The sequence below is a fragment of the Streptomyces sp. NPDC058459 genome (genome assembly GCF_042721685.1).
Classification (GTDB): domain Bacteria; phylum Actinomycetota; class Actinomycetes; order Streptomycetales; family Streptomycetaceae; genus Streptomyces.
Map to the genome: position 1 here is coordinate 1 of NZ_JBHXLV010000261.1, position 8,253 is coordinate 8,253.

The 8,253-nt window shown below is 68.5% G+C and carries 6 protein-coding genes; 5 read left to right on the plus strand and 1 reads right to left on the minus strand.

Going from position 1 to position 8,253, the window contains the following annotated elements:
* Positions 1 to 28 precede the first annotated feature (28 nt).
* Positions 29 to 2,311, minus strand: a complete 2,283-nt coding sequence (locus ACFWN1_RS29870; RefSeq protein WP_384368726.1) for a (Fe-S)-binding protein — start codon at positions 2,309 to 2,311, stop codon at positions 29 to 31.
* A 282-nt stretch (positions 2,312 to 2,593) separates the two neighbouring features.
* Between ACFWN1_RS29870 and dnaK the strand changes: the two genes are divergently transcribed.
* The 5 genes from dnaK to ACFWN1_RS29895 all read left to right on the plus strand — a co-directional run bounded on the left by dnaK (position 2,594) and on the right by ACFWN1_RS29895 (position 8,205).
* A complete protein-coding gene (gene dnaK / locus ACFWN1_RS29875; protein ID WP_384368729.1) occupies positions 2,594 to 4,435 on the plus strand; it encodes a molecular chaperone DnaK in 1,842 nt (613 codons plus the stop codon).
* A complete protein-coding gene (grpE, locus tag ACFWN1_RS29880; protein WP_384368732.1) occupies positions 4,432 to 5,082 on the plus strand; it encodes a nucleotide exchange factor GrpE in 651 nt (216 codons plus the stop codon). Before dnaK ends, grpE begins: the two co-directional genes overlap by 4 nt.
* Before the next feature lie 45 nt (positions 5,083 to 5,127).
* The gene (gene dnaJ / locus ACFWN1_RS29885) at positions 5,128 to 6,309 is read left to right on the plus strand and encodes a molecular chaperone DnaJ (protein WP_384368734.1); all 1,182 of its coding nucleotides are present in this window, start codon (positions 5,128 to 5,130) and stop codon (positions 6,307 to 6,309) included.
* A 5-nt stretch (positions 6,310 to 6,314) separates the two neighbouring features.
* On the plus strand, positions 6,315 to 6,773 hold the full coding sequence (locus ACFWN1_RS29890) for a heat shock protein transcriptional repressor HspR (protein ID WP_086692767.1): 459 nt from the start codon (positions 6,315 to 6,317) through the stop codon (positions 6,771 to 6,773).
* 325 nt (positions 6,774 to 7,098) lie between these two features.
* Complete coding sequence (locus ACFWN1_RS29895; protein WP_384368738.1) at positions 7,099 to 8,205, plus strand: sugar ABC transporter substrate-binding protein; 1,107 nt, start codon at positions 7,099 to 7,101, stop codon at positions 8,203 to 8,205.
* Positions 8,206 to 8,253 lie beyond the last annotated feature (48 nt).

Sequence of the window (8,253 nt, forward strand, 5' to 3'; positions counted from 1 at the left end):
GGGGCGCCGTCCTGTGCCGGGCCGTGCGCTACTTCGCCGGCTCGGGCTCCGGCTCGGTGGCGGGCTCGTCCTCGTCCGCGGGGTCCGCCGGGGTGCGGACGGAGTCCAGCAGGAGCTGGGCCACGTCCACGACCTGGATGGACTCCTTCGCCTTGCCGTCGTTCTTCTTGCCGTTGACCGAGTCCGTCAGCATGACCAGGCAGAACGGGCAGGCCGTGGAGACGATGTCCGGGTTGAGGGAGAGGGCCTCGTCGACGCGCTCGTTGTTGATGCGCTTGCCGATCCGCTCCTCCATCCACATCCGCGCACCACCGGCGCCACAGCAGAAGCCGCGCTCCTTGTGGCGGTGCATCTCCTCGTTCCTGAGGCCCGGGACCTTGCCGATGATCTCGCGCGGAGGCGTGTAGATCTTGTTGTGCCGGCCCAGGTAGCAGGGGTCGTGGTACGTGATGATGCCCTCGACCGGGGTGACGGGGACCAGCTTGCCCTCGTCCACCAGGTGCTGGAGCAGCTGGGTGTGGTGGATGACCTCGTAGTCGCCGCCGAGCTGCGGGTACTCGTTGCCGAGCGTGTTGAGGCAGTGCGGGCAGGTGGCGACGATCTTCTTGGCCGACTTCGGCTTCGCCGACTCGGGGACCACCTTGCCGTCGTCGTCCAGCTCCTCGCCGAAGGCGGCGTTGAGGGACATGACGTTCTCCATGCCCAGCTCCTGGAACAGGGGCTCGTTGCCGAGGCGGCGGGCGGAGTCACCGGTGCACTTCTCGTCGCCGCCCATGATGGCGAACTTGACGCCCGCGATGTGCAGCAGCTCGGCGAACGCCTTGGTCGTCTTCTTGGCGCGGTCCTCCAGCGCGCCGGCGCAGCCGACCCAGTAGAGGTACTCGACCTCGGACAGGTCCTCGATGTCCTTGCCGACGACCGGGACCTCGAAGTCGACCTCCTTGGTCCACTCCAGCCGCTGCTTCTTGGCCAGGCCCCAGGGGTTGCCCTTCTTCTCCAGGTTCTTGAGCATCGTGCCCGCCTCGGACGGGAACGCGGACTCGATCATCACCTGGTAGCGGCGCATGTCGACGATGTGGTCGACGTGCTCGATGTCCACCGGGCACTGCTCGACACAGGCGCCGCAGGTGGTGCAGGACCACAGGACGTCGGGGTCGATGACGCCGTTCTCCTCGGCGGTGCCGATGAGCGGACGCTCGGCCTCGGCCAGCCCGGCCGCGGGCACGCCCGCCAGCTGCTCCTCGGACGCCTTCTCGTCGCCCTCCATGGTCTTGCCGCCCCCCGCGAGCAGGTAGGGCGCCTTGGCGTGGGCGTGGTCCCGCAGCGACATGATCAGCAGCTTCGGGGAGAGCGGCTTGCCGGTGTTCCACGCGGGGCACTGCGACTGGCAGCGGCCGCACTCGGTGCAGGTGGAGAAGTCCAGCAGGCCCTTCCAGGAGAACTGCTCGACCTGGGAGACGCCGAAGACGTCGTCGTCACCGGGGTCGGTGAAGTCGATCGGCTTGCCGCCGGAGGTCATCGGCTGGAGCGCGCCGAGCGCGACCCCGCCGTCCGCGTCCCGCTTGAACCAGATGTTCGGGAACGCCAGGAAGCGGTGCCAGGCCACACCCATGTTGGTGTTGAGCGAGACCACGATCATCCAGATGAACGAGGTCCCGATCTTGATCATGGCGACCAGGTAGACCAGGTTCTGCAGCGTGGTGACACCGAGCCCCTTGAAGGCGAGGACCAGCGGGTACGAGGCGAAGTAGGCAGCCTCGTAGTGGCCGACGTGGTGCAGGGCGCCTTCGAGGCCGCGGAGGGTGTAGATCGCCAGGCCGATGATGAGGATGACGTACTCGACGAAGTACGCCTGGCCCGCCTTGGAGCCGGCGAAGCGGGACTTGCGGCCCGGCCGGCTGGGCAGGCTCAGCAGCCGGATGGCCATGAGGACGAGGATGCCGAGCGTCGTCATGACGCCGATGAACTCGATGTACAGCTCGAAGGGCAGGAAGTCGCCGATGAGGGGCAGGGTCCAGTCGGCCTCGAAGAGCTGGCCGAACGCCTGGGCCAGGGTCGGCGGCAGCGTCAGGAAGCCCACGGCCACGAACCAGTGGGCCACACCGACGATGCCCCACCGGTTCATCCGGGTGTGGCCGAGGAACTCCCGCACCAGGGTCACGCTGCGCTGGTACGGGTTGTCGGTCCGGACACCGGCGGGGACGGGCTGGCCCAGCTTGAAGTACCGGACGAACTGTCCGACGGCACGGGCGAGCAGCGCGACACCGACCACGGTCAGGACCAGCGACACGATGATCGCGGCGAGTTGCATGAGGGGCTCCTGAGGCGGCCTCGAAATTACTAAGCGGTAACTTATGCAGTCCGTCTGAGACTACCCCCATCATCCTGCGCGACGCAGCCCGGCGCGGGGTGACGTGGGTCGCTGAGTTCGCCTTCGCCGGGACGGCGGAACCCCTCCCACGGGTCTCGTACGGCTCCTTGCATATAAGCGCGCTATAAGAGTTGAGCCCGGTTGACTCATGTCTGTTGACCCGAGGCGATCGGACTGGCACACTTGAGCCAGTCCCACTCAAGTTCTCTGGAGGAACCAACCATGGCACGTGCGGTCGGCATCGACCTGGGCACGACTAACTCCGTCGTCAGCGTTCTGGAGGGCGGCGAGCCCACCGTCATCACCAACGCCGAGGGTGCCCGGACCACGCCGTCCGTCGTCGCCTTCGCGAAGAACGGTGAGGTGCTCGTCGGCGAGGTCGCCAAGCGCCAAGCGGTCACGAACGTGGACCGGACCATCCGTTCCGTGAAGCGCCACATGGGCACGGACTGGTCGATCGAACTCGACGGCAAGAGCTTCAACCCGCAGCAGATGAGCGCCTTCATCCTGCAGAAGCTGAAGCGCGACGCCGAGGCGTACCTGGGCGAGAAGGTGGCCGACGCGGTCATCACCGTCCCGGCGTACTTCAACGACTCCGAGCGCCAGGCGACCAAGGAGGCCGGTGAGATCGCGGGTCTGAACGTCCTGCGTATCGTCAACGAGCCGACCGCCGCCGCTCTCGCGTACGGCCTCGACAAGGACGACCAGACCATCCTGGTCTTCGACCTCGGTGGCGGCACCTTCGACGTGTCGCTGCTGGAGATCGGTGACGGCGTCGTCGAGGTGAAGGCCACCAACGGTGACAACCACCTCGGTGGTGACGACTGGGACCAGCGCGTCGTCGACTTCCTGGTCCAGCAGTTCAGGGCCGGCCACGGCGTGGACCTCGCCAAGGACAAGATGGCCCTCCAGCGCCTCCGCGAGGCCGCCGAGAAGGCCAAGATCGAGCTGTCCTCCTCCACGGAGACCTCGGTCAACCTGCCCTACATCACGGCGTCCGCCGAGGGCCCGCTGCACCTGGACGAGAAGCTCACCCGCGCCCAGTTCCAGCAGCTGACCGCCGACCTGCTGGAGCGCTGCAAGACGCCGTTCCACAACGTCATCAAGGACGCGGGCATCCAGCTGTCCGAGATCGACCACGTCGTCCTCGTCGGTGGCTCCACCCGCATGCCGGCCGTCGCCGAGCTGGTGAAGGAGCTGACCGGCGGCAACGAGGCCAACAAGGGCGTGAACCCGGACGAGGTCGTCGCCATCGGCGCCGCCCTCCAGGCCGGTGTCCTCAAGGGCGAGGTCAAGGACGTCCTGCTGCTCGACGTCACCCCGCTGTCCCTCGGTATCGAGACCAAGGGCGGCATCATGACCAAGCTCATCGAGCGGAACACGACGATCCCGACCAAGCGGTCCGAGATCTTCACCACCGCCGAGGACAACCAGCCCTCCGTACAGATCCAGGTCTACCAGGGCGAGCGCGAGATCGCGGCGTACAACAAGAAGCTCGGGATGTTCGAGCTGACCGGTCTGCCGCCGGCCCCGCGCGGTGTCCCGCAGATCGAGGTCGCCTTCGACATCGACGCCAACGGCATCATGCACGTGACCGCGAAGGACCTGGGCACGGGCAAGGAGCAGAAGATGACCGTCACCGGCGGCTCCTCGCTGCCGAAGGACGAGGTCGACCGGATGCGCCAGGAGGCCGAGAAGTACGCGGAGGAGGACCACGCCCGCCGCGAGGCCGCCGAGTCCCGCAACCAGGGCGAGCAGCTCGTCTACCAGACCGAGAAGTTCCTCAAGGACAACGAGGACAAGGTCCCCGGCGAGATCAAGACCGAGGTCGAAGAGGCTGTCGCCGAGCTGAAGGAGAAGCTCAAGGGCGAGGACAGCGCGGAGATCCGTACGGCCACCGAGAAGGTCGCCGCGGTCTCGCAGAAGCTCGGCCAGGCCATGTACGCCGACGCCCAGGGCGCCCAGGCCGCCGGCGGTCCCTCCGCCGACGCCGGTGACGCCAAGGACGACGACGTCGTGGACGCCGAGATCGTCGACGACGAGCGCAAGGACGGTGCCGCGTGACGGAGGAGACTCCGGGCTTCGAGGAGAAGCCCGACGTCCCCTCCGGCGCGGACCCCGACGACGCCGAGCCGAAGGCCGCCTCCGAGGAGGAGGCGGCCCCGGCTGGGGACGCAAGCGCAGCTGTGGCCCTGGGGGCCGAGCTGGACCAGGCTCGTACGGCGCTCGGTGAGCGCACGGCGGACCTCCAGCGGCTCCAGGCCGAGTTCCAGAACTACCGCCGCCGCGTCGAGCGCGACCGCGTCGCGGTCAAGGAGGTCGCCGTCGCGAACCTTCTGACCGAGCTGCTGCCCGTGCTGGACGACATCGGCCGCGCGCGGGAGCACGGCGAACTGGTCGGCGGCTTCAAGTCGGTGGCCGAGTCGATGGAGACCGTGGCGGCCAAGATGGGCCTCATGCAGTTCGGCAAGGAGGGCGAGCCCTTCGACCCGACGATCCATGAAGCCCTGATGCACTCCTACGCGCCCGACGTCACCGAGACGACGTGCGTGGCCATCCTCCAGCCCGGTTACCGCATCGGTGAGCGCACCATCCGCCCCGCGCGGGTGGCCGTCGCCGAGCCGCAGCCCGGCGCGACGACCGTCCAGGCGGAGGAGGCCGAGGAGGGCGCGGCCGACGACAAGGAGAACGGTGGCCCGGAGGAGGGCTGACGTAATCACCGAGATCACGCAGGACCGGAAGGAGGGACGTCGGGGATGAGCACCAAGGACTTCATCGAGAAGGACTTCTACAAGGTCCTCGGCGTCCCCAAGGACGCCACCGAGGCGGAGATCAAGAAGGCGTACCGGAAGCTCGCCCGCGAGTTCCACCCGGACGCCAACAAGGGCAACACCCGCGCCGAGGAGCGCTTCAAGGAGATCTCCGAGGCGAACGACGTCCTCGGCGACCCCAAGAAGCGCAAGGAGTACGACGACGCGCGCGCCCTGTTCGGCAACGGCGGCTTCCGTCCCGGGCCGGGCGCGGGCGGCGGGCAGTTCAACTTCGACCTCGGCGACCTCTTCGGCGGCGCCGGCGGTGCGGGCGGCCCGCAGAGCGGCAGCTTCGGCGGCGGCATCGGCGATGTCTTCGGTGGCCTGTTCAACCGGGGCGGCGCGGGTACCACCCGTACCCAGCCGCGCCGGGGGCAGGACGTCGACACGGAGGTGACGCTCAGCTTCACCGAGGCGATCGAGGGCGCGACCGTACCGCTGCGGATGACCTCGCAGGCGCCGTGCAAGGCGTGTTCGGGCACCGGCGACAAGAACGGCACCCCGCGCGTGTGCCCGACCTGCGTCGGCACCGGGCAGGTCGCGCGGGGTTCGGGCGGCGGCTTCTCGCTCACCGACCCGTGCCCCGACTGCAAGGGTCGCGGCCTGATCGCCGAGCACCCCTGCACCGACTGCGGCGGCAGCGGCCGGGCCAAGTCCTCCCGCACCATGCAGGTCCGCATCCCGGCGGGCGTCACCGACGCGCAGCGCATCCGGCTGCGCGGCAAGGGCGCGCCCGGCGAGCGCGGCGGTCCGGCGGGCGACCTGTACGTCACCGTCCATGTCGGCGAGCACAGGGTGTTCGGGCGCAAGGGCGACAACCTCACCGTCACCGTCCCGGTGACGTTCGCCGAGGCGGCCCTCGGCGGCGAGGTGCGGGTACCCACCCTCGGCGGGTCCCCGGTCACCCTGAAGCTGCCGCCCGGCACGCCCAACGGCCGCACCATGCGGGCGCGGGGCAAGGGCGCGGCGCGCAAGGACGGCAGCCATGGTGATCTGCTGATCACCGTGGAGGTGAGTGTCCCGAAGGACCTCTCGGGGAAGGCTCGTGACGCGCTCGAGGCGTATCGCGAGGCGACCGCGGACGACGACCCGCGGGCGGAGCTGTTCGAGGCCGCGAAGGGAGAATGAGCCCGATGGACACACCCGGTCGTCGGCGCAACCCGTACGAGCTGACCGAGGAGACCCCGGTCTACGTCATCTCGGTCGCCGCGCAGCTCTCCGGACTCCATCCGCAGACGCTCCGGCAGTACGACCGCCTCGGTCTGGTCTCCCCGGACCGCACGGCGGGGCGCGGGCGGCGCTATTCGGCCCGTGACATCGAACTGCTCCGCCAGGTGCAGCAGTTGTCGCAGGACGAGGGCATCAACCTGGCCGGCATCAAGCGCATCATCGAACTGGAGAACCATGTCGCGGCTCTCCAGTCCCGGGTCGCGGAGCTGGAGTCGGCCCTGGACGGCGCGGCGGCGACGATGCGTCAGCGCGAGGCCGCCGTGCACGCCTCCTACCGGCGTGACCTGGTCCCGTACCAGGAGGTCCAGCAGACCAGCGCGCTGGTGGTGTGGCGGCCCAAGCGGCAGCCGTCCGCGGACTGAACCGGACGCAGCCGAGCACCTTCGAAGGGGCCGGGAGGCACAAGTCTCCCGGCCCCTTCGCCCGTTCGGGAAGAAGGTGTGCACGGCGTGGCTGACTTCGTTCGCCTGTGTGTACGTAACACGGGGTCCGCGCGGGAGGGTTGTGCAGGGGGTTTACAGTGGGTTGCGCAAGGTTCCGTCAGGTCTTCACCGGTCAAACGGAGCGTGGTGTTGCCATCTCGTTAAGTTGTTTCGCTTGACGCCATGGGGCGCCGCCAAGTTGTCTTTTCAGACACCCGGGTCGCACGCAGCACCCCGCCAGAACGCACCTGAAGTGAGCCCTCGAATGCGTCGTATCGCCATGTCCGTGGCCGTCTCCGCGATGGTCCTCCCGCTCGCCGGCTGCGGCGTCCTGAACGCTGCGGGAGACGACGCGAGCGCCAGCCCGACCGTGGGCGACGAGGTCACCGTCGGTCTGCTGCTGCCGGAGAAGGCCAACACCCGCTACGACAAGTTCGACTACCCGATCATCAAGAGCCAGGTGTCCGAACTGACCCACAAGAAGGGGAAGGTCGAGTACGCCAACGCCGACGCGGACGCCGGTCAGCAGGCCGACCAGATGCAGCGGATGATCGACGAGAAGGTCAACGTCATCCTGCTGGACGCCGTCGACTCGCACGCCGTCGCGCCCACGGTGAAGAAGGCCAAGGCCGCCGGCATCCCGGTCATCGCCTACGACCGGCTGGCCGAGGGCCCGATCGACGCGTACATCTCCTTCGACAACGAGCTGGTCGGCCAGGTGCAGGGCCGCTCGCTGCTGGAGCGGCTGGGTTCGGGCGCCGGGCTCTCCGACAAGATCGTGATGATGAACGGCTCGCCCACCGACCCCAACGCCAAGCAGTTCAAGGAGGGCGCGCTCTCCGAGCTGAACGGCAAGGTGACCATCGCGGACAGCTTCGACACCATCAAGTGGAAGCCGGAGAACGCCGAGGCCAACATGACCGAGGCGATCGGCAAGATAGGCAAGTCCGACATCGCGGCCGTCTACTCCGCCAACGACGGCATGGCGGCCGGGGTCATCAAGGCCCTCAAGAAGGCCGGCGTCACCACGATGCCCCCGATCACCGGTCAGGACGCCGAACTCGACGCCGTGCAGCGCATCCTGGCGGGCGAGCAGTACATGAGCGTCTACAAGTCCTACCCGGACGAGGCCGAGGCCGCGGCCCGGATGGCCGTCGCCAAGGTGCAGGGCAAGGACATCCAGTTCGACGCCCTCACCCAGGACCGCATCGACAGCCCCACCGACAAGCAGATCCCGGCCAAGCTGGTCCAGGTGAGCGCGCTGACCAAGGGCAAGATCAAGGAAACGGTCGTCGCGGACGGCATCTACACGGTCGACGAGATCTGCACGGCCGGCTACAAGTCGGCCTGCGAGGCCGTCGGCCTGCGCTGACACCCCGGTACGCGGCCGGGGAACGGCCCGGAGACGGATGAGGGAGGC

Coding starts and splice junctions, on each gene's coding strand:
- ACFWN1_RS29895 (WP_384368738.1), top strand. CDS start 7,099: ATGCGTCGTATCGCCATGTCCGTGGCCGTCTCCGCGATGGTCCTCCCG.
- dnaK (WP_384368729.1), top strand. CDS start 2,594: ATGGCACGTGCGGTCGGCATCGACCTGGGCACGACTAACTCCGTCGTC.
- ACFWN1_RS29890 (WP_086692767.1), top strand. CDS start 6,315: ATGGACACACCCGGTCGTCGGCGCAACCCGTACGAGCTGACCGAGGAG.
- dnaJ (WP_384368734.1), top strand. CDS start 5,128: ATGAGCACCAAGGACTTCATCGAGAAGGACTTCTACAAGGTCCTCGGC.
- ACFWN1_RS29870 (WP_384368726.1), bottom strand. CDS start 2,311: ATGCAACTCGCCGCGATCATCGTGTCGCTGGTCCTGACCGTGGTCGGT.